Raw genomic sequence first — 21340 nt, 5'->3', positions numbered from 1 at the left:
GCTTATGCACGATCGGCCACGCGCTCGCCAAGCAGACCGCTTGGACGGAACACCAGCACGATAATCAGAACGACGAAAGCGAACACGTCCTGATAGTTACTACCGAACACCCCACCGGTCAGATCGCCGATGTAGCCCGCACCGAGCGCTTCGATCAGGCCGAGCAGCACACCCCCGACCATGGCGCCTTGCAGGTTGCCGATACCGCCGAGCACCGCCGCCGTGAACGCCTTCATGCCGGGAATGAAGCCCATGTAGAAGTGGGCATTGCCGTAGTTCGACGCCATCATGACGCCCGCGAGCGCTGCGAGGGCACCGCCCAGGGCGAACGTCGCCGAGATCACGAAGTTCGGGTTCACGCCCATGAGACCCGCGACGTTGCGGTTCTCCGCCGTCGCGCGCATGGCGCGTCCGAGCTTGGTGCGGTTCACGAGCTGCGTCAGGCCGAACATCACGAGGAACGCGACCACCACGATCACGATACCGGTGCCGTTGGTCACGGCGCCGGGATGATCGCCGCGTTGCGGAATAATCGTCATGGCGTCGGTCGGCAGCAGTTGCGGGAACGAGAGCGGGTTGCGCGACCAGATCAGCATGGCGATCGTCTGCAGCAGCAACGACACACCAATGGCCGTGATCAGGGGCGCCAGACGTGGTGCATTGCGCAACGGCCGGTAGGCCACACGCTCGATCACGAAATTGGCCAGGGCGCACACGGGCATACACACGAGCGTGGCGATGGCCAGCATCAGCGCCGGATTCATGTCCGGTGCGACTTTCAACAACAGGTTGATGGTAGATAGCGCGACCATCGCGCCAATCATCATCACATCGGCGTGGGCAAAGTTGATGATGCCCAGAATGCCGTAGACCATCGTATATCCCAGCGCAATGATCGCGTAGACGCTACCAAGCACCAGGCCGTTCAAGATTTGTTGGATAAAAATATCCATGAAGCTAACTCCTTGTCCCGAAAACGGGCTCTCGACACGCTTGTCCGATAGGGCACGCGAGGGGGTCGAGAGAACTGCGGGTAATGAGGCGTAATCCTGTGTCAGGAGGGGGGCCGTGCCCGTCATGCAGGCACGACATCGTTCCGCAGATAAAGAAACGGCACCGAACGGGTAGGCAACGGTGCCGTTTCATGGCGCAAGCGCCTGGGAGTTACATCTTCACCACGTCGAGCACACTCTTCTTCTTGTCCTTGTAGTTGTAGAGCGTGATCACCGGCTCCTTCATGTCGCCCTTGCTGTCGAAGGCGATGTGACCGATAACACCCTTGTAGTCGGTGGCCGGCATCGCTGCGAGGATCTTCGCCGGATCGGCCGAATTGGCGCGCTTCATGGCGTCGACGATCACGTTGACGGCGTCATACGTGAACGGGGCGTAGATCTGGATCGGCTGGTTGAAACGGGCTTCGTAGCGCTTGGAGAAGTCCGCACCGCCTTCCATCTTCGACAGCGCCATGCCCGCTTCCGAGCAAACGATGTTGTCGATGGCATCGCCAGCCAGTTCGGCCACCTTGTCGGTACACACGCCGTCGCCGGCCAGCACCTTGGCACCGATACCCAGTTCCTTCGACTGCTTGGCGAACGGGCCGCCGGTGGCATCCATACCGCCGTACATGATGATGTCCGGACGCTCACCCTTGATCTTGGTCAGAATGGCGCGGAAGTCCGTGGCCTTGTCGTTGGTCGCGTCGTGCGAGAGCACCTTCAGGCCGTTGGCCTTGGCGGTCTTCTCGAACTCGTCGGCCAAGCCCTTGCCGTAGGCCGTCGCGTCGTCGACGATGGCCACCGACTTGGCACCCAGCGCCTTGGTGGCGTAGTTGGCCAGTGCCGGACCTTGCTGAGCGTCGGTCGCGACCACACGATAGGTGGTCTTGAAGCCCTGCTGGGTGTATGCCGGGTTGGTGGCGGACGGCGAGATCTGCACGATGCCCGCATCGCTATAGATCTTCGATGCCGGAATCGTCGTACCGGAATTCAAGTGGCCCACCACGGCGACAACCTTCTCGTCGACGAGCTTCTGGGCAACCTGCGTTGCGGTCTTCGGATCGGCGGCGTCATCTTCGGCCACCAGTTCCAGCTTGACCGGTTTGCCGTCAATGGTCAGGCCAGCCTTGTTGGCCTCTTCGACAGCCAGGCGTGCACCATTTTCGTTATCTTTGCCCAAGTGAGCAATTTGGCCCGTCAACGGTGCAACGTGCCCGATCTTAATTACAACCGCATCGCCGCCCCCGCTGGCGGCAGTCGTCGCGGCAGGTGCAGAAGCGGCACCCGAGTCGGCCTGCTTTTCTTCCTTCTGACCGCAGGCCGCCAACAGCGTCACTGCGGCGACTACGGGCAGTACCTTCGCGAACTTGAGTTGCATTTGATTATCTCCTGATTGTCGGCGGTTTAATAACGCCAAAAACGCCAATTCGATGTTTCGTATGCGAAACGCGCGCATTGTAACTCCATTCTTTGCGGCTGCGACGCCCGCCGCCACAGGGTTTTCCATAATGGAGGACTAAGGTTTTATACCGACTTGTGCAACCCTAATTTTTCAAAAGCGCAACCCCGGATTTGTTAAAGGTTTTACGCACCCAGGCGCACCGGCCCGGGCGGCTTGATGGTGCAACCAATGCACCATTGATGGGCTTGAGCGCCACATCAAGCTAATAAGCAATTAGCATGCCTATAACAATTGGAGCAGCCATTCTAATTAAGTGAATATATAAATAATTAGATTCTGGAAAACCAGACAGCCTGAATTTGTCCAAATTCTTTATTCGTTGAATTATTAATTGACGTCATGAGTTTTGGCTGATGAGACGTCAAAAAGAAGAAAAATCGTCGCGCAGAATTTTTGCAAAAAATGTGGAGAGAATGCACAAACGCCGCAGTCGAATTCACGACTTGGTACGACTGGGAAGGCAGGTGGATACCGATTGCATCGGTCGCCTGAGGATGGCCGCGCACGGGGCGGTATGCGCAGAAGGGGGAAGCGGGAATGAGGCGATAAAAAACCGGGGCCGCTCGATGCGGCACCCGGTTTGCGAGCCATGCGGCGTTGCCGCTGGCCGTTTGGTCTGGTTGCGCGGACGACGCTTATCCGACGGCCACTTGCGCGAGGCCCTTGGGCAGCGGGAAAGCAATGTTTTCTTCCACGCCCTCAAGCACCTTGACCTGATTGACACCCAGTTCGCGCAGACGCGACACGATCGATTGCGCCAGCACTTCCGGCGCCGAAGCGCCCGCCGTCACACCGATCCGGCGCTTGCCGTCGAACCACTCCGGTTTGAGCTGATCCGGCGAGTCGATCATGTAGGCGGGGACGCCCATCTTTTCGGCAACTTCGCGCAGGCGGTTCGAATTGGAGCTGTTCGGGCTGCCGACGACCACGACCACATCGCACTGCGGCGCCATGAATTTCACGGCGTCCTGACGATTCTGCGTCGCGTAGCAAATGTCCTGCTTCTTGGGCTCTGTGATCCGCGGGAAGCGCTGCTTGAGCGCGTTGATCACCTCGGCAGCGTCGTCGACGGACAGCGTCGTCTGCGTCACATACGCGAGCTTGTCTTCGTTCGCCACCTGCAGGGCCAGCACGTCTTCAATCGTCTCGACGAGGAACATGCCCTCGCCCGACTGGCCCATCGTGCCCTCCACTTCCGGGTGACCCTTGTGGCCGATCATGATGATCTCGAGCCCCTGGCTGCGCATCTTCGCCACTTCGACATGCACCTTCGTGACGAGCGGGCATGTGGCGTCGAAAATACGAAGGCCACGGGCTTCCGCTTCGGTACGCACGGCTTGCGACACGCCATGGGCGCTGAAGATCAGCGTGTTGCCCGACGGCACGTCCGTCAGTTCCTCGACGAAAATCGCGCCTTTCTTGCGCAGGTTCTCGACGACATACGCGTTATGCACGATCTCGTGGCGCACGTAGATCGGCGCGCCATACATCGTGAGCGCACGCTCGACGATTTCAATGGCACGATCAACGCCCGCGCAAAAGCCACGCGGCTGAGCCAGCAGGATTTCCGCATCCGACAAGGTCGGTGCTACGACTTGGGTGGCGCTCATTTCGATCCCTACAGAATGCCGATAATCTGGACTTCGAACACGATCGGCTGGCCTGCCAGCGGATGGTTGAAGTCGAACAATGCCCAGCCGTCGCCCAGTTCGCGCAGGATGCCCGCATAGCGGCCACCGCTCGGCGCGTTGAACTCGACCAGATCGCCAACGCTATATGCTTCGCCAAAGTTGCTGTTTTCCTGCAGCGTCTTCATCGAGACGCGTTGCAGCAGTTCCGGATTGCGCGGGCCGAAGGCCTGTTCGGGCGCCAGTTCCACCCGGCGACGCTCCCCCGCCGTCATCCCCAGCAGCGCCTGCTCCAGGGTCGGAGCCATCTGGCCGCCCCCGAGCTGCAGCGTGGCCGGCGTGCCTTCAAACGTGTTGACAATGTCAGCGCCATCGGGCGCGGCGATCCGGTAGTGGAGCGTCAGATAGGAATCGTCTTGAACCACGGGGGTTGCAACAGAACTCATGGGGGTCTCACAGCAAGGTCAAGCTAATATTGTAAATGACGTCGCGTTGCGCGTCCGGCTCCCCAGCAAAGCAGCCCCGATTTTTTCCTGTCGACGGCAGTGTTTCTTATTAGTGGCACCCGCGATCATGCGCGTGACGGTGTCCGGTTCAGGAGTCGTCATGTCCATCGCCCAATGGCCGCTCGCCGAGCGTCCCCGCGAAAAAATGCTGGCCCGAGGCGCCAATGCGCTATCCGATGCCGAGTTACTGGCGATTTTGCTGCGCACCGGCTCGCAGGGACGCAACGCCGTCGATCTCGGGCGCGAATTGATCGCCCGCAGCGGATCGCTCTCCCGGCTGCTCTCCATGCCGTTCGAGAGTTTGCGCCAGATTCCCGGACTGGGTCAGGCCAAATCCCTTCAATTTCAGGCTGCCCTGGAAGTGGCGCGCAGAATGTTGGGGGAAGGCATGCAGTCGGGCAGCCTGCTCGACTCTCCGGCGCGCGTGCGCGACTATCTACGCCTCACGCTCCAGGACCGCTCGCGCGAGCGCTTCGCCTGCCTGTTCCTCGATGCTGCGCACCGGCTCGTCAGCACCCGCGTGATGTTCGAGGGCACACTGACGCAAACCTGCGCCTACCCCCGTGAGATCGTGCGTGCGGCCCTCGACGTGCACGCCGCCGCCGTGATCGTCGCGCACAATCACCCCTCCGGAGTGCCCACCCCGAGTGCGGCGGATCTGGCGCTGACGCGTCAGCTAGGCGACGCCCTGGCGCTGCTCGAGATCCGTCTTCTCGACCATTTCATCGTGGCGGGCGACAGCGTGTACTCGCTTGCCGAGAACGGTGGGCTGTGATGGCTGGCAACAACATTTGCCCAAGATTTTGGCATTCGGGTCGCGCTCGCGGAATGCTTGCGCTATAATCCGTCCCTTCCCCGAATCTCCGACAGACGTTTCCCGCCAGGGACTCGCATCCTAATCACTAAAGCGATTGATTTGTCTGGGATTTTTGTGGTATCATCGCGGTCTGTCTTTTCGACTCACCTTTTTTTACACAGAATTCTGGGTTAGGAGTGCTTCATGGCACGCGTATGTCAAGTGACCGGGAAAGCGCCGATGGTCGGCAACAACGTTTCCCACGCCAACAACAAAACCAAGCGCCGTTTTCTCCCGAACTTGCAAAATCGCCGGTTCTGGGTTGAAAGTGAAAACCGCTTTGTTCGTCTTCGTATTTCGCGAGCTGGCCTGCGCCTGATCGACAAGAACGGCATCGATGCCGTTCTGGCAGATCTGCGTTCGCGCAACGCAGTCTAAGTTTAGGAGCTCATCATGGCAAAAGGCGCTCGCGACAAGATCAAGCTGGAATCGACCGCAGGTACGGGTCATTTCTATACGACCACCAAGAACAAGCGTACCCATCCGGAAAAGATGGAAATCAGCAAGTTCGATCCGGTGGCTCGTAAGCACGTGCCCTACAAGGAAACCAAGATCAAATAAGATCAACAGGTTTTCTCGTAGCAGTCCGCTGCTGCGTTCGATACCCCGCCATTGGCGGGGTTTTTCGTTTGGGCGTCCCGAAATTTGCAGCGCTACGCTATGCGTAGTGACGCAAGACACAATTTCATCGAAGTGCGCATAGGGTCGTGTGTCACGCGCGTATTGACTCGCTATACTGGCTCACCTCCATAACAAGAATCGCGCCCGCCTTGTGGCGGCGATTCCAGAGACAGCGCGTATCATGAATTTCGATGTCGTCATTGTCGGCAGCGGGCTCGCCGGCCAGTCTGTCGCCCTCCATCTGGCCAGTACCTGCCGTGTGGCGCTGGTCGCCAAGCGTCCGATGCCGGAAGGCGCAAGCGACTGGGCACAAGGCGGCATCGCCGCCGTACTCGACTCGACCGACAGCGTCGACGAGCATGTAGCCGATACCCTCATTGCCGGTGCCGGCCTTTGCGACGAGGCAGCCACGCGATTCATCGTCGAGCATAGCCGGGAAGCCATCGAGTGGCTCATCGCGCAGGGCGTGCCTTTCACACGCGACGACGCTGCCGAACTCGGCTTCCACCTGACACGCGAAGGCGGCCATAGCCATCGACGCATCATTCACGCGGCCGACGCCACCGGGCACGCCGTGATCGCTACGCTCACCGAGCGCGTGCGTCAGCATCCGAATATCACCCTCTTTGAAAATCATTTCGCGGTCGATCTGATTACATCGGACCGGGCCGACTCGGCACCGACGGCCGGACGTCATTGCCAGGGACTGTATGTTCAGGATCTCGCCTCCGGCGAAGTGCACGCCATGACGGCACGGCACACCGTGCTGGCCACCGGCGGCGCGGGCAAAGTCTACCTGTACACGACGAACCCCGACACCGCGACCGGCGATGGTATCGCCATGGCCTGGCGCGCCGGTTGCCGCATCGCGAACATGGAGTTCATCCAGTTTCATCCGACCTGCCTCTATCATCCTTACGCCAAGTCGTTCCTGATTACGGAAGCGGTGCGTGGCGAAGGCGGACGTCTGGTATTGCCGGATGGCACGCGCTTCATGCTGCAACACGACCCGCGCGCCGAACTGGCGCCGCGCGACATCGTCGCGCGCGCCATCGACTTCGAGATGAAGAAGCACGGTCTGGACTGTGTGTATCTCGACATCAGCCATCAGAGCCCCGAATTCCTGCGCGAACATTTCCCCACGATTCTGGCGCGATGCGCCGAACTGGGTATCGACATCACCAAACAGCCGATCCCGGTGGTCCCGGCAGCGCACTATACCTGCGGCGGCATCGTCACCGATATGCACGGCAAAACGGATCTGCCCGGGCTCTATGCCGTCGGCGAAGCGACCTACACCGGACTGCATGGCGCCAATCGCCTCGCCAGCAATTCGTTGCTCGAATGCCTCGTGCTCGGCAAAGCCGCCGCGGAGGATATTCAGCGCGGCGAATCGACGCACCCCGGCGCAACGGATGTTCCCGCCTGGGACGAAAGTCGTGTCTCCGATGCCGACGAAGAAGTCGTTGTCGCGCACAACTGGGACGAGTTGCGCCGCATGATGTGGAATTACGTCGGCATCGTCCGCACGACCAAGCGGCTTGAGCGGGCTCAGCACCGAATCGCGCTACTGCGCGAAGAAATCACCGAGTACTACGCGAATTTCCGCGTGAGCCGTGACTTGCTCGAGCTTCGGAATCTGGTCGACGTGGCATCGCTGATCGTCGACAGTGCGCTGGAGCGTCACGAGAGCCGGGGACTGCACTTCTCCCGGGACTTTCCGGACACCCTGCCGAAAGCACTACCAACCGTACTGTCGCCGGCATTGCCGAGACACGTTCGCTAATCCGGCGTCGGGCCCAATGCGATAACACCGTAACACCCCGGCAACAAATCAAACAAAAGGCCGCAGGTTTTTCCCCTGCGGCCTTTCGTATTCTGCTGCAACAGCGCGAACGAATCGCTGCGCTTACCCTACCGTCTCGAGAATCCTCATCGAGAAGTCGGTGGCGCGAACGTCCTTGGTGAGTCCCCCCACCGAAATCCGGTCCACCCCCGTCTCGGCAATCGCACGCAGCGTTTCGAGATTGATGCCGCCCGACGCCTCCAGCACAGCGCGCCCATCGGCGACGCGCGCGGCCTCACGCATCATGTCCAGCGTGAAGTTATCGAGCAGGATCGACGTCGCACCGCACTCAAGCGCCGTTTCGAGCTCCTCAAGCGACTCCACTTCAATCTGCACTGGCGCGCCATCGGCGAGACGATCGGCGTTCGCCAGCACCTGACGAATACCGCCAGCCGCCGCGATGTGATTCTCCTTGATAAGGATCCCGTCGTAGAGTGCGAGGCGCTGGTTGGCTCCCCCGCCCACGCGTACCGCGAACTTCTGCGCGAGACGCAGGCCCGGCAACGTTTTGCGTGTGTCGAGTACGCTTGCCTTCGTGCCTTCGACGATATCGGCATAGCGGCGCACAGCCGTTGCCACACCGGAGAGCAACTGGAGGAAGTTCATCGACGTGCGCTCGCCTGTCAGCAACGCGCGCGCCGGTCCGTAGATATCGCACACCGCCGAATCAGGCGACATGCGGTCGCCTTCACGGTAATGCCATTGCACACGGACCTCGGCATTCACGCCCTTCATGCAGCGCTCAAACCAGCGCACGCCGCACAGCACGGCCGATTCGCGCACAATGATGCGGGCATGCGCCATCTCGTCGGACGGCACGAGCAGGCCTGTCAGATCGCCGCTACCGATGTCTTCGGCGAGGGCATCGCGCACGTTGCGCGAGAGTGCCGCCTCAAGCGGCTCGCCGAACGCGGCGAAATCCGGGGAGAGCGCCTCGTCGGTGCTCAGCGTATTGGGTTGCGTCATTATGCGGGACCTACACCGGCAAACAGCGCGCCATCGCGCGCGAAATCACCGCTGGCGCGCACATTCTGTTTGCGCGCTTCAGCGAACTTGAGCATACGGTCGATACATGTGTGGGCACGGCGGCCAATCTCTGCATCGACGTGAATTTCGTTACTGCCCGACGCCAGTACGTCGGCCAGATTCTGCAGGCTGTTCATCGCCATCCACGGGCAATGCGCGCAGCTCTTGCAGGTGGCGCTGTTACCGGCCGTCGGGGCTTCGATAAAGCGCTTGCCCGGCGCTGCGGCGCGCATCTTGTGCAGAATGCCGTTGTCCGTCGCCACGATGAACTCGGTCGCGTCCATCGTCTGCGCGGCCGCAATCATCTGCGATGTCGAGCCGACCACATCCGCTTGCTCAACGACCGACGCCGGCGACTCCGGATGCACCAACACCTTGGCGTTCGGAAACTCGCGGCGCAGCAATTCAAGTTCGGTGCCTTTGAATTCGTCGTGCACCAGACAGGCGCCCTGCCACAACAACATGTCGGCACCGGTCTGCTTCTGCACGTAGCTGCCCAGATGGCGATCCGGTGCCCAGAGAATCTTTTTCCCCTGCGCATGCAGATGGGCCACGATTTCCAGACCGATGGACGAGGTCACCATCCAGTCGGCGCGAGCCTTCACTGCCGCACTCGTATTCGCGTAGACGACGACCGTGCGGTCAGGGTGTGCATCGCAAAATGCCGCGAACTCGTCGGCGGGGCAGCCCAGATCGAGCGAACAGGTCGCGTCGAGATCCGGCATCAGAATGCGTTTTTCGGGACTGAGAATCTTCGACGTCTCGCCCATGAAGCGCACACCGGCCACCACCAGCGTCTTGGCCGAATGGTCGCGGCCGAAACGCGCCATCTCCAGTGAGTCGGCCACACACCCGCCGGTCTCTTCGGCGAGGTCCTGCAAATCGGCGTCAACGTAGTAATGGGCCACCAGCACGGCGTTCTGCTCGACGAGCAGACGCTTGATCCGGGCCTTGAGCGCTACGCGTTCCTCCTGCGACGGCGCATCCGGGACACGCGCCCAGGCGTGGGCAACGCACGTGGCGCCGCTCGGTGCGGGGCGCTCGAATTCTACGGATTTGAGTGAGGCATTCATTTTCGCTTGGCCCGTGGGAAGGCCGGGAATGACAAAACCCCGCCGTGGCGGGGTTTCGATTATGCGTCAAAAACGGATTTCCGGCTTCGCCCGTTCACGCGTAGCGGCGCAAACGCGAAGCGAATTCCTGCAGCGCGTGAATGCCGCTTTGCTCGGCGCGATGGCACCAGTTCTGCAACTGGCTCAAAAGCTGTTCGCGCGATGCGTTCGAACGCTCCCAGATACCGGCCAGTTCGCGGCGCAGTTCGTAATACGTCTTCACGGCGTTGCTGTGCGCGAAGATCTCGCCCAGTTGCTGCTTCTGCGGCTCTTGCAGCGACGCTTCATCGTGATGCAACCACTTACGCGCGCCCCGGAACAACTGGTACTCGCCATGCTGACGCTTGTCCTTGAAGCGTGCCAGTTCCTGGCCATAGGCACGCTTGAAGGTCTTGGCGTAACGCTCCATCACTTCGTAGCGGTTCGAGAGCACGGCCTGCAAGGTGTCATCGTCGCACGCTGCCTTGCTCTTCGCGAGCTTCGGCGTCGGTGCAATCTTCTTCACCTTGGCCAGGCCCACCATCGACAACAGGCGGATGTACAACCAGCCAATATCGAACTCGTACCACTTGTTCGACAGCTTGGCCGACGTGGCGTAAGTGTGGTGATTGTTGTGCAGTTCTTCACCGCCGATGATGATGCCCCACGGCAGCAGGTTCGTCGACGCGTCGGCGCAGTTGAAGTTGCGATAGCCCCAGTAGTGGCCCAGACCGTTGACCACACCGGCGGCCCAGAACGGAATCCACACCATCTGCACGGCCCAGACGGTCAGCCCGATCGCGCCAAACAGCGCAATATCGATGATCATCATGAAGCTCACGCCCAGAATCGGGTAGCGACGGTAGACGTGGTTCTCGAGCCAGTCGTTCGGCGTGCCGTGACTGAACTTGCGAATCGTTTCTTCGTTCTTCGCCTCGGCGCGATACAGCTCGGCGCCCTCGGCGAGCACCTTCCACAAGCCGCGCGTTTGCGGGCTATGCGGATCTTCCGGCGTTTCGCACTTGGCGTGGTGCTTGCGGTGGATCGCAGCCCACTCGCTGGTCACCATGCCTGTGGTCATCCAGAGCCAGAAACGGAAAAAGTGGGCGACGATCGGATGCACGTCGAGGGCGCGGTGCGCCTGGCAACGGTGCAGGTAGATCGTCACAGCCGCGATCGTCACATGCGTGACGGCCAGCGTGAACAACGTGATCTCCCAGCCGCTCCAGTCGAGCAGGCCGTTAGAGATAAATCCAAGGAGACTGTCCAGCAAAATATCACTCCAAACTAATCAATACGGTAGCAATCACGGCAACACCGCCGTGTCTTGTCTTGTCGGGCCGATGCGGCATCGATCGCCGTCGCGTCAGGTCTCGTTCTTACGCTCGCTTGACGCTTGGATTCGCTGGAGTTCGGCAAGTTGCTGAATGCCGGGGCGAGATGGGCGGAAAACGTGCCGGTGAACGTGGGTTTCTTATTGGTTTGCCGGGCATTTTACCTGACGGACTGTTGCCCGTGTGTAGCCTGCCCGCCACGCATTTTGTCGCAGGTCAACCCGTGGGCCTGGGCAAAACGGTCTACGAAGGCTTCTTCTCGCCGTCTTGCGCCTGTGCTAGCGCGGGTTTCGAGGTATCCGCAGGCAAATCCGGGCGATCGACGCTTGCAACGGGCACACCATCGGCCCAATCGTTCAAAATGCGTATTTCGCGCTGCGCATACGGAATTTCAATACCGTGCTCGCGAAAAGTGCGCCAAATCCGCATATTTATCGTCGATCGGATAGCGCCGCTGCCCTGGGCCGGATCTTGCACCCAAAAGCCCATTTCGAGGTCCATCCCATCGGCCCCGAAGTTAAGCAGCAAGGCCGATGGCGGCGGGTCCGTCAGCACCCGGGGAACGTCCTCCGCCGCTTTGAGCATCAGCGACATTGCCAGCCCCACGTCGGCGCTGTAGGCCACCTGCACGTTCACCTTGGCCCGGCCGCGCGTCTCGGTAAACGAGTGGTTCTGCACCACATTCGTCACCAGTTGCTCGTTCGGCACCAGCGCTTCGACGCCATCCAGCCCGCGAACTACCGTATAGCGCGTATTGATCTGCGAAACAGTGCCGTGATACGGGCTGATCGTAATCAGATCGCCGATGCGCACCGAACGGTCGAGCAGGATGATGAAGCCGGAGACCAGATTCGACGCAATTTTCTGCAAACCGAATCCCAGCCCCACGCCCAGCGCGCCGCCGAACACCCCAAGCACGGTGATGTCGATGCCCACGAACGACAACGTCGCGAGCACGGCAATCAGCGTCAGCACCCCCTTGACCAGCCGCGACATCACCACTTTCAGGTTGCCGTCTAGCGTAGTCGTGCGCATGATCCGGTCTTCGATCAGCGACCCGACCCACATGGCCAACACGAGGGTCACGCCGATCCAGAGCAGACCGGAGAGAATCGACAGCAACGTCAGATGGCTCGATCCGACCGCGAAACGCACACTGGCGAGCCAACTGAGGATGTCGTCGTGCACGCCCAGCACATAGGCCAGCATCGACAGCCAGGCGAATGCGGTGAACACGCGTTCGAAGATTTTCAACAGCCCGTAGGTCTGCGGCGACGACGCAAACAGGCGCCGCGCGAAGTAGAACGCCAGATAAATCAACGCCGTGCCGAACAGCGGCACTTCGGCCAACCGCAGCAGCGAGACGCGCATATGCTCCTGAAGCACCACGCGCGTCAGGGCCACGCACATCCAGCCGAACATCGGGAAGAACGAGCGGCGCAGGCTCGACGAGCCCGCGCGGCGCGAAGGGGCGACACGCTCGAAATGACGATCGAGCCGGCCGATCATCCAGCGCCGCAGCACGAAGGCGACGGCGAGCGCCCCGACAAGGGCCGCGATCTGCCAGATGATCTGCGGGTCGCCGACGTCGCGAACGACGTCCCGCACCAACTTCGCGAAAGCCGGACTTTCCTGCATCGCTATCTCTCTTCTTGTTGTTCGCTGACGCCCGGAAACGCCTTACGCCGGGCGACGCTCGAACACGGCGGCAAAGAAACCGTCGGTCGCGTTGCGGTTCGGCAGCAGCTCGAGATACTTGCCCGTATCGAGGTCGATCTTCTGCGATGCGAGCAACTCGTTCGCCGGCAACAGGACGAAATCGGGATGCGCGGCCGCGAACGCCTCGGCAATGGCACTGTTCTCTTCGGTAAGCAGACTGCACGTAGCGTACACGAGACGGCCCCCCACCTTCACCAGCCGGGCAGCGCTCGCCAGAATCGACGCCTGCTTCTGCGTGAGTTCCTGAACCGACTGCGGCGACTGACGCCACTTCAGATCCGGATTGCGGCGCAACGTGCCCAGCCCGCTGCACGGCGCGTCGACCAGCACGCGGTCGATCTTGCCCGCCAGTCGTTTGATCTTGCTGTCGTTCTCGCTGTCGATCATCACCGGATAGACGTTCGACAAGCCGCTGCGTGCCAGACGCGGCTTGAGCTTGGCCAGGCGTTTTTCCGAAATATCGAACGCATACAGACGCCCCGTGGAACGCATTTGCGCCCCGAGGGCGAGTGTTTTGCCGCCGGCCCCGGCGCAGAAGTCGACGATCATCTCGCCGCGACGCGGCGCGACCAGTTGGCACAACAACTGGCTGCCCTCGTCCTGCACTTCGATCGCGCCCGACATGAACAGGGGGTGCTTTTGCAGCGCCGGCTTGCCCGACAGACGGATGCCATTGGGCGCGAACGGTGTCGCTTCCGCCGAGAAGCCGTCTTCACGCAGCTTGGCAAGCACATCGTCGCGATTCGACTTGATCAGGTTCACGCGGCAATCGAGCGGTGCCGGCTGGTTCAGTGCGGCGGCGAGCGCTTCGAGTTCGGTGGCGTCGAACCGCTTGGCCAGACGCTCATAGAGCCATTCCGGCAAATTCGTGCGCACGCGTGCCGAAAGGCTTGCCGGATCGATCTGACCGACATGTTCGAGCCATGTGACTTCATCGGGGGTGGCCACCAGTTGGACCGACGCCAGACCGCGGGTGAACGCCAGTCCCAGCAGTGCCAGACGGCGCTCCAGCGGCCCGGAGCCGCTTCCCGCGTGCTGACCGAATTCGAGCTTGCGGCGCAGGATGGCGAACACCGTCTCTGCCAGCACGCCACGCTCGCGATGACCCAGCTTCGCGTTGGCACGGAAGTACGTGCTCACGAGCGTGTCGGCCGGGCCACTGAACGTCAGCACGCTGCCAAGCAGGCGCTGGGTATGTTCGAAAAGTGCGGGCGACAGGTGCTCGCCGCGCATGCGGGCCGTCTCGGCGGGCGGAGCCTCCGGGCGGCGATCGTTGCGCGAACGGTCGTAGCGGTCGGGGCGGACATAGCGTTCCTGACGCTCCCCTGGCTGGCCGCCCTTGGACGGTTGACGGGTATCGGTCGATCGGCCGCCGGAGCGGTGAGCGGATGAATTGGCGCCATCGCGGCGCTGTGTCGGGCGGGTGCTCATGCGTCCTCACCAAAAAGCCATTGCGGATCGGGCGTGCCGTCGGCCGCGGGAGTCACCGTCACGCGGCCATCGGCCACGATCAGACGGTCTTCCACGAACCAGCGCACGGCGCGCGGATAAATGATGTGTTCCAGCGGCAGGATGCGCTCGGCCAGTGCCTCGGGCGTGTCCCCTGCGCGCACCGGCACGGCCGCTTGCAGCACATACGGGCCGTGATCGAGCTCGGCCGTCACGAAATGCACCGTGGCGCCCACGACCTTGCAGCCGGCTTCCAGCGCACGGGCATGCGTTTGCAGGCCCGGGAAGGCGGGCAGCAGCGACGGGTGGATGTTGATGAGCCGGCCGGCGTAACGCTCGGTGAATTCCGGGGTGAGAATGCGCATGAAGCCGGCGAGCACGACCAGATCGGGCTGGTGACGGTCGATCTCAGCGGCAAGTTCGGCATCGAATGCCTCGCGGGTCTTGCCGCGACTGGGCACCACGGCCGTGGCGATACCGTTTTCCTGCGCAAATCCGAGACCGTCGGCCTCGGGGCGATTGGCGATGACGGCGGCCACGCGGGCCGGCCAGCCTTCTGCGGTACAGGCCCGGACGATGGCTTGCATGTTGCTGCCTCGTCCGGAAATCAGGATGACAATGTTCTTCATCGCCGGATTTTATCATTGGCGCGGCGCACCAGACAGCCGATCCGCGCCGCGATGGCTCCGAAGCGTTTATAATTCAACGTTCTGCGGCGCCGCAATGTCGGATCGGCCGTCCTGCGCACCGGGCCTCGCCCGCCATCGCAGGCCACCGGGTCCCCCCGCTGTGCCGCACGGTTCCTCCACCAACGCTCACTCAACGTCCTGTACTGACGCTTCCTTTATCGTGCGAGTCTTCCGGGGTCTACCCAACGCGCAAAGCAAAGCGCCCTGCGTGCTGACGATCGGCAATTTCGACGGCGTGCATCTGGGCCACCAGGCACTGCTCGCGCGCGTGCGCGCCGCAGCGGCTGCGCGCGGCCTGCCGGTGTGCGTGATGACGTTCGAGCCGCATCCCCGCGAGTACTTCATGCCCGACCGGGCGCCCGCGCGCATTTCCAATCTGCGCGACAAGTTCGAGGCGCTGCGCTCGCAAGGCGTCGACCGTCTGGTGGTGGAACACTTCAACGCCCATTTCGCGGGCCAGTCGCCCGAAGACTTCGTGCGCAACATCATCGTCGACGGCCTGCACACCCGCTGGCTGCTCGTCGGCGATGACTTCCGCTTCGGCGCGAAACGCGCGGGCGACATCGACTATCTGCGCGAGGCGGGGCGCCGTTTCGACTTCGTCGTCGAGCAGATGCCGACCATTGCGCATGACGGCGTGCGCATTTCCAGCTCGGAAGTGCGCGCCGCCCTTGCCGACGGCAACTTCGAGCGCGCGCACGCGCTGCTCGGCCGTCCCTACGCCATCACCGGTCACGTCGTGCATGGCATGAAGCTCGGCCGCAAGCTGGGCTTCCCCACGCTCAATCTGCGCATTGCCCACAAACATCCGGCCCTCACGGGCATATTCGTGGTGCAGGTGCATGGTCTGGCGGACAAGCCACTGCCCGCCGTCGCCAGTCTGGGCCTGCGCCCGACGGTCGACGACTCCGGCCGCGTGCTGCTCGAAGTGCATTTGCTCGATTTTTCGGGCGACTGCTACGGCAAGCTGGTGCGCGTGGAGTTCTTGCAGAAGCTGCGCGACGAAGCCAAATTCGACGGCCTGGCCGAACTCGAAGCGGCCATCGCGCAGGACACGCGCGAGGCCCGCGCCTACTTCGCCCACGCGCTCGACGCCAATGGCCCGAGCGCGCGACGCGACTTCGCTACCTCCGCTACCGACCGAATTAGTTGATCTTCGCCCGCGTGCGCCGGCGCCCAGCGCCTTGCGCGCGGCCCGCCTGCGCCACTGGCACCTGCCCGGGCGTTGCACCTCCCGGCCCACAAGGCCAGACGTCAACGCGACCGGCGCGAGCGCCCCACACCCGACATTCCAAATTCGTAGCGACGCACCATGAGCGAAAAGAAAGCCCCGAGCAAATATCCCGTCAACCTGCTGGACACGCCGTTCCCGATGCGCGGCGATCTGCCCAAGCGCGAGCCGCAGTGGGTCAAGCAATGGCAGGAAAAGAAGATCTACGACAAGATCCGCGCCGCCAGCAAAGGCCGTCCGAAGTTCATCCTGCATGACGGCCCGCCGTATGCCAACGGTGACATCCACCTCGGCCACGCGGTCAACAAGATCCTCAAGGACATGATCGTCAAGGCGCGCAGCCTTGCGGGCTTCGACGCCGCCTACGTGCCGGGCTGGGACTGCCACGGCATGCCCATCGAAATCCAGATCGAAAAGCAGTTCGGCAAGCATCTGCCGGTGCGCGAAGTGCAGGAAAAGGCGCGCGCCTACGCGGCCGAACAGATCGAGCGTCAGAAGCCCAACTTCAAGCGTCTGGGCGTGCTGGGCGACTGGGACAACCCGTACAAAACCATGAACTTCTCGAACGAAGCGGACGAGCTTCGTGCCCTCGCGAAGATCATGGAGAACGGCTACGTCTACCGTGGCCTGAAGCCGGTGAACTGGTGCTTCGATTGCGGCTCGGCGCTCGCCGAGGCGGAAGTCGAGTACAAGGACAAGACCGATCTGGCCATCGACGTCGGTTTCGCCTTCGCCGAGCCGGAGAAGGTCGCGAAGGCCTTCGGTCTGGCGAAGCTGCCGCGTGAAGACGGCCACATCGTCATCTGGACGACGACCCCGTGGACGATCCCGTCGAATCAGGCGCTCAACGTGCATCCGGAAGTCGAATACGCACTGGTCTCGACCGAGCGCGGTCTGCTCATTCTCGCGACCGAGCGCGTGGAAGACTGCCTGAAGACCTACGGTCTGCACGGCGAAATCATCGCCCGCACGAAGGGCGAAGCGCTTTCGCTGATCCGCTTCCGTCACCCGCTCTCGACGGCTGACGCCGGCTACGAGCGCACCTCGCCGATCTACCTCGGCGACTACGTGACGACCGACACGGGGACCGGCATCGTCCACTCGGCGCCTGCCTACGGCGTGGAGGACTTCGTCTCGTGCAAGGCGCATGACATGCCCGACGCGGATATCCGCATGCCCGTGCTGGGCGACGGGCGCTATCAGGACAGCCTGCCGCTGTTCGGTGGCCAGTCGATCTGGGACGCCAACCCGCAGATCGTCGAAGCGCTGCGCGAGGCCGGCACGCTGTTCCACTCGTTCAAGTACACGCACAGCTACATGCACTGCTGGCGTCACAAGTCCCCGATCATCTACCGCGCCACCAACCAGTGGTTCGCGGGCATGGACGTCAAGCCGGTCGACGGTGCGCCGGGCGACGGCAAGACGCTGCGCGAGATCGCACTCGCCGGCATCGAGGCCACCGAGTTCTTCCCGGCGTGGGGTAAGCAGCGCCTGCACAACATGATCGCGCATCGCCCGGACTGGACGCTCTCGCGTCAACGCCAATGGGGCGTGCCGATGGCCTTCTTCGTGCACAAGGAAACCGGTGCGCTGCACCCGCGTACCCCGGAACTGCTCGAAGCCGTAGCCAAGCGCGTGGAAACCGAAGGCATTGAAGCGTGGCAAACGCTCGACCCGGTGGAACTGCTCGGCGACGAGGCCAAGGATTACGTGAAGAACCGCGACACGCTCGACGTGTGGTTCGACTCGGGCACCACGCACTGGCATGTGCTGCGCGGCTCGCACGCGCATGAGCTGGGCTTCCCCGCCGACCTGTATCTGGAAGGCTCGGATCAGCACCGTGGCTGGTTCCACTCGTCGCTGCTCACCGCCTCGATGCTCGATGGCCGTCCGCCGTACAAGGCGCTGCTCACGCACGGCTTCACGGTCGACGGTCAGGGCCGCAAGATGTCGAAGTCCATCGGCAACACGATCCTGCCGCAAGATGTTGCGGACAAGCTCGGCGCCGAAATCATCCGTCTGTGGGTGGCATCGACCGACTACTCGGGCGAATTGTCGATCTCGGATGAGATCCTCAAGCGCGTGACCGAAGGGTATCGCCGTATCCGCAACACGCTGCGCTTCCTGCTCTCGAACCTGGCCGATTACGACCATGCGAAGCACGCGCTGCCGGCGGACCAATGGCTGGAAATCGACCGCTACGCCGTGGCGCTGGCACAGTCGCTGCAAACCGAAGTGCTGGGCCACTACGACCGCTACGAGTTCCACCCGGTCGTGGCCAAGCTTCAGACGTTCTGCTCGGAAGATCTCGGCGGTTTCTACCTCGACATCCTGAAAGATCGTCTGTACACGAGCGCGCCGGACGCCCCGGCCCGCCGCGCCGCCCAGAACGCGCTGTATCACATCACGCACGGCCTGCTCAAGCTCATGGCGCCGTTCCTGTCCTTCACGGCGGAAGAAGCGTGGCAAGTGTTCCAGCCGGGCAACGACACGATCTTCACCGAGACCTACTACGCCTATCCGGAAGTCGCGCAAGGCACGCGTCTGCTCGAGAAATGGCATCTGCTGCGCGCGGTGCGCAGCGACGTCACCAAGGCGCTGGAAGAAGCTCGTGCGGCCGAACAGATCGGCTCGTCGTTGCAGGCCGAAGTGGACGTGCGTGTCTCGGGCCGCAAGTTCGAGGTGCTGGCCAGCCTCGGCGACGATCTGCGTTTCGTGCTGATCACGTCGGCGGCCGCCGTCACGCAGGTTGCCACCGAAGCGGAGGAAGGCGTGGTCGTCACGCCGTCGACGCATCAGAAGTGCGAGCGCTGCTGGCACTATCGTGAAGACGTGGGCGCCGACGCCGCTCACCCGACCCTTTGTGGCCGCTGTGTGTCGAACCTGTTCGGCAGCGGCGAACACCGGAGCGCGGCATAATGGCAAGCAAAGCAGGCGCCCGGACGGGCGCGCGACGCAGCAACGGTGGCGCCCGTGGGGGTGCCACTTACGGTCTGGCCCCGTGGCTTGGAATTGCGATCGTGGCGATCCTGCTCGATCAGGTCACCAAGCTCACGATTCTGAAGACATTCCAGTACGGCGAGTTCCGCCCGCTGACGTCGTTCTTCAATCTGGTGCTGGTGTACAACAAGGGCGCGGCATTCAGTTTTCTGGCGGCCGCCGGCGGCTGGCAACGCTGGTTCTTTACGCTGCTCGGGATCGTGGCGGCCACCGTCATCATCTGGCTGCTCAAGCGTCATAACGGCCAGAAAATGTTTTGCCTGTCGCTCTCGCTGATTCTTGGCGGCGCGCTGGGCAACGTGATCGATCGTGTGATCTATGGTCATGTGGTCGACTTTCTGGACTTTCACGTCGGCGGCTGGCATTGGCCGGCGTTCAACGTGGCCGACTCGGCCATTTGCGTGGGCGCGGTGCTGCTGGTGATCGACGAGTTGCGACGCGTGCGGCGCGGCAAATAGCGCACCCGGTCATTCGCAGCCAACACCGTCGCGGCGCCCCGGAGGCGCCGCGCGGCACTTTGGAGGAGGCACTTTCTATGGAACGCGGTGAACTTGCGGGCAAGACCATCGTTCTCGGCCTGACGGGCGGCATCGCCTGCTACAAGTCGGCCGAACTCACCCGGTTGCTCATCAAGGCCGGCGCGACGGTGCAGGTCGTGATGACCGAAGCCGCCACGCAATTCATCACGCCACTCACGATGCAGGCGCTCTCGGGGCGTCCGGTGTTCACCAGCCAGTGGGACAATCGCGTCGACAACAACATGGCGCACATCGACCTCTCGCGCGAGGCCGACGCCATCATCATCGCCCCCGCCTCCACCGACTTCCTCGCCAAGCTCGCGCACGGCATGGCCGACGACCTGCTCTGCACGCTGTGTGTGGCGCGAGACTGCCCGCTGCTGGTCGCGCCCGCCATGAATCGTCAGATGTGGGCCAACCCGGCGACCCAGCGCAATGCCACGACGCTGCGCGGCGATGGCCTGACGATCCTCGGTCCCGGCAGCGGCGATCAGGCGTGCGGTGAAATCGGCGACGGGCGGATGCTCGAGCCGGAAGAACTTTTTGAGGCCCTGGTTGGCTTCTTCCAGCCCAAACGCCTTGCCGGACACCGTGTGCTGATCACCGCAGGCCCGACGTTCGAACCCATCGACCCGGTGCGTGGCCTGACCAATCTGTCCAGCGGCAAGATGGGCTTTGCGCTTGCCCGTGCCGCCGCGCAGGCAGGCGCCGACGTGCATCTCGTCGCTGGCCCGACAGCACTGGCCACGCCCTATGGCGTGACGCGCAGCAACGTGCAAACGGCGCAGCAGATGTACGACGCGGTGATGGCCGACGTGGCGCACAACGACGTCTTCATCGCGGTGGCTGCCGTGGCCGACTGGCGCGTGCGCGAAGTGGCGCATGACAAGATCAAGAAAACCGGTGACGCCGACGTGCCGACGCTCGACTTCGTCCAGAATCCCGACATTCTCGCGGCCGTGGCGCAGTTGCCGAAGCCGCCGTATTGCGTGGGCTTCGCTGCCGAATCAGGCGATCTGGAGACGCACGGCGCACAAAAGCGCCGGCGCAAGCAGGTGCCGCTGCTCGTAGGCAATCTCGGTCCTGCCACGTTCGGGCAAGACGATAACGAAGTCATTCTCTTCGACGATGCCGGGCAGAAACGCCTGCCGCGCGCCGACAAGCAATCGCTCGCCCGCAGCCTGATCATCGAAATCGCCGCACGACTCCCGTCGCGCGCGCCCGGCTGACGCACGCGTCGTTCACCGTCCGCCCATATCACCCGACTGCCCGCCTGTTATCGTCGTGGTCCGGCAACGCTGGCAGACGGGCACAACCATCCGGCTCACGGCTTGACCGAACCAACGCAATACCGCATGACGGCGTCACA

At 62.5% G+C, this 21340-nt stretch carries 18 protein-coding genes; 8 read left to right on the top strand and 10 right to left on the bottom strand.

What is annotated here, in order from left to right:
* Positions 1-2: 2 nt before the first annotated feature.
* From PI93_RS08840 to PI93_RS08825, 4 genes are all read right to left on the bottom strand, one after another.
* Positions 3-953, bottom strand: coding sequence for a branched-chain amino acid ABC transporter permease (locus PI93_RS08840; RefSeq protein WP_039367433.1), 951 nt, complete (start codon positions 951-953; stop codon positions 3-5).
* Between the two features lie 211 nt (positions 954-1164).
* Positions 1165-2373, bottom strand: coding sequence for a branched-chain amino acid ABC transporter substrate-binding protein (locus tag PI93_RS08835; RefSeq protein WP_039367432.1), 1209 nt, complete (start codon positions 2371-2373; stop codon positions 1165-1167).
* A 719-nt stretch (positions 2374-3092) separates the two neighbouring features.
* Complete coding sequence (gene ispH, locus PI93_RS08830) at positions 3093-4067, bottom strand: 4-hydroxy-3-methylbut-2-enyl diphosphate reductase (RefSeq protein ID WP_039367429.1); 975 nt, start codon at positions 4065-4067, stop codon at positions 3093-3095.
* An 8-nt stretch (positions 4068-4075) separates the two neighbouring features.
* On the bottom strand, positions 4076-4531 hold the full coding sequence (locus PI93_RS08825) for an FKBP-type peptidyl-prolyl cis-trans isomerase (protein ID WP_039367426.1): 456 nt from the start codon (positions 4529-4531) through the stop codon (positions 4076-4078).
* Positions 4532-4691: 160 nt separating this feature from the next.
* Between PI93_RS08825 and radC the strand changes: the two genes are divergently transcribed.
* From radC to nadB, 4 genes are all read left to right on the top strand, one after another.
* The gene (gene radC, locus PI93_RS08820; protein WP_039367423.1) at positions 4692-5366 is read left to right on the top strand and encodes a RadC family protein; all 675 of its coding nucleotides are present in this window, start codon (positions 4692-4694) and stop codon (positions 5364-5366) included.
* A gap of 225 nt (positions 5367-5591) precedes the next feature.
* Positions 5592-5825 carry a 50S ribosomal protein L28 gene (gene rpmB, locus PI93_RS08815; protein WP_010807101.1) on the top strand — a complete coding sequence of 78 codons (234 nt, stop codon included), beginning with the start codon at positions 5592-5594 and terminating at the stop codon, positions 5823-5825.
* Between the two features lie 15 nt (positions 5826-5840).
* Complete coding sequence (rpmG, locus tag PI93_RS08810) at positions 5841-6008, top strand: 50S ribosomal protein L33 (protein ID WP_010807102.1); 168 nt, start codon at positions 5841-5843, stop codon at positions 6006-6008.
* A gap of 241 nt (positions 6009-6249) precedes the next feature.
* Positions 6250-7854, top strand: a complete 1605-nt coding sequence (gene nadB / locus PI93_RS08805) for an L-aspartate oxidase (RefSeq protein WP_039367419.1) — start codon at positions 6250-6252, stop codon at positions 7852-7854.
* Between the two features lie 123 nt (positions 7855-7977).
* Here nadB and nadC read toward each other — a convergent pair whose 3' ends face one another.
* The 6 genes from nadC to purN all read right to left on the bottom strand — a co-directional run bounded on the left by nadC (position 7978) and on the right by purN (position 15162).
* Positions 7978-8880: a carboxylating nicotinate-nucleotide diphosphorylase gene (gene nadC, locus PI93_RS08800; protein WP_039367416.1), complete on the bottom strand. Its 903-nt coding sequence runs from the start codon at positions 8878-8880 to the stop codon at positions 7978-7980.
* Positions 8880-10013: a quinolinate synthase NadA gene (gene nadA / locus PI93_RS08795; RefSeq protein WP_039367412.1), complete on the bottom strand. Its 1134-nt coding sequence runs from the start codon at positions 10011-10013 to the stop codon at positions 8880-8882. Before nadA ends, nadC begins: the two co-directional genes overlap by 1 nt.
* Before the next feature lie 94 nt (positions 10014-10107).
* Entirely contained in the window at positions 10108-11304 is a 1197-nt protein-coding gene (locus PI93_RS08790; RefSeq protein WP_039367410.1) for a DesA family fatty acid desaturase, read from the bottom strand.
* 304 nt (positions 11305-11608) lie between these two features.
* Positions 11609-13003 carry a mechanosensitive ion channel family protein gene (locus tag PI93_RS08785; protein WP_080759067.1) on the bottom strand — a complete coding sequence of 465 codons (1395 nt, stop codon included), beginning with the start codon at positions 13001-13003 and terminating at the stop codon, positions 11609-11611.
* Between the two features lie 42 nt (positions 13004-13045).
* Complete coding sequence (locus PI93_RS08780) at positions 13046-14317, bottom strand: RsmB/NOP family class I SAM-dependent RNA methyltransferase (protein ID WP_052240505.1); 1272 nt, start codon at positions 14315-14317, stop codon at positions 13046-13048.
* A gap of 194 nt (positions 14318-14511) precedes the next feature.
* Positions 14512-15162 (bottom strand): phosphoribosylglycinamide formyltransferase, encoded by a 651-nt coding sequence (purN, locus tag PI93_RS08775; protein WP_039367408.1) that lies wholly within the window; start codon positions 15160-15162, stop codon positions 14512-14514.
* Positions 15163-15382: 220 nt separating this feature from the next.
* Here purN and PI93_RS08770 point away from each other — a divergent pair, with 220 nt between their 5' ends.
* From PI93_RS08770 to coaBC, 4 genes are all read left to right on the top strand, one after another.
* Positions 15383-16375, top strand: coding sequence for a bifunctional riboflavin kinase/FAD synthetase (locus tag PI93_RS08770; protein ID WP_039367406.1), 993 nt, complete (start codon positions 15383-15385; stop codon positions 16373-16375).
* Positions 16376-16534: 159 nt separating this feature from the next.
* Positions 16535-19372: an isoleucine--tRNA ligase gene (ileS, locus tag PI93_RS08765; RefSeq protein ID WP_039367399.1), complete on the top strand. Its 2838-nt coding sequence runs from the start codon at positions 16535-16537 to the stop codon at positions 19370-19372.
* Positions 19372-19911: a signal peptidase II gene (gene lspA / locus PI93_RS08760; RefSeq protein WP_039367397.1), complete on the top strand. Its 540-nt coding sequence runs from the start codon at positions 19372-19374 to the stop codon at positions 19909-19911. Before ileS ends, lspA begins: the two co-directional genes overlap by 1 nt.
* Positions 19912-19988: 77 nt before the next feature.
* The gene (coaBC, locus tag PI93_RS08755; RefSeq protein WP_039367394.1) at positions 19989-21200 is read left to right on the top strand and encodes a bifunctional phosphopantothenoylcysteine decarboxylase/phosphopantothenate--cysteine ligase CoaBC; all 1212 of its coding nucleotides are present in this window, start codon (positions 19989-19991) and stop codon (positions 21198-21200) included.
* Positions 21201-21340: the final 140 nt, after the last annotated feature.

The organism is Pandoraea fibrosis (assembly GCF_000807775.2).
In the GTDB taxonomy this organism is placed as follows: Bacteria; Pseudomonadota; Gammaproteobacteria; order Burkholderiales; family Burkholderiaceae; genus Pandoraea; species Pandoraea fibrosis.
Note: the sequence above shows the minus strand (reverse complement) of the source record. Positions and strands in the feature narration are given on the sequence as shown.